The 764-nt window shown below is 62.2% G+C and carries 1 protein-coding gene; it reads right to left on the minus strand.

Going from position 1 to position 764, the window contains the following annotated elements; translation table 11 throughout:
• Positions 1–635, minus strand: a 635-nt coding sequence (locus tag HMPREF3143_RS06450) for a filamentous hemagglutinin N-terminal domain-containing protein (protein WP_084832159.1), incomplete at its 3' end; no start/stop codon positions are given.
• Positions 636–764 lie beyond the last annotated feature (129 nt).

A 764-nucleotide genomic window follows, 5' to 3' on the forward strand; every position in this document is an offset into this window, starting at 1 on the left:
TGAATCGCGGCGTTCACTTCCGTTGCGCGCGCAATGATCGACAGCGCGTCGCTCTTGCTGGCATCCAGCCCCTGGCCTTCAACCGTGATGGCGCCTTTCGTCACCTCCAGCGCCTGCAGGTTACCGCTGGCGTCGAACTGCGGTTTCCCCGTGGTCAGGGTGACGTTCGGGGTGTTGATAAATCCGCACCCGTTACAGGTAATGCCGTACGGGTTAGCCACCATGACGTTTGCTGCTTTACCGGCGACTTCCGTATAGCCCTGCAGCTGCGAGCGGCTGGCGCCCGTGACTTCGTTGATAATGCCTTTCGCTTCCCGCCCGGCCTGCAGGTTGGGGTTGTTCTGGATAAGCCCGCCCAGCTGGGTCCGGGTTAAACGGTCCGTGCCGTTGTTGAGGATAAGCCCCTCTTTGCCGACGTTATACTCACCGAACTGGTTATGCGAGATACCCGCCCCGTTGGGCGTGGCGATGTTGACGACCGGCACCCCGTTCCCCGCCCGATCGACCGTGGTCTGCCCGGTCGGCGTAAGCGCCGCCGCGACGGCAGGTGCCATCGGCTGCCAGACCATCAGGCCGCAGACAATCCAGCTGATCAGACGCTGCGAGAAACGAACGGGTGGGTGACGGGTATCCATAGTCGTAGAGTCTCTTAAAGCATGAAGGCAATGCGCCAGTTAACGCTCACATGATCCGGGCCGAGCCAGTCGGGGTAGTGCAGGGGCGTACCGACCGAAATCTGGCTGCTGTACCCGCGCCCTGCGCTG

Source organism: Enterobacter sp. HMSC16D10 (genome assembly GCF_001807145.1).
Lineage (GTDB): Bacteria > Pseudomonadota > Gammaproteobacteria > Enterobacterales > Enterobacteriaceae > Enterobacter > Enterobacter roggenkampii.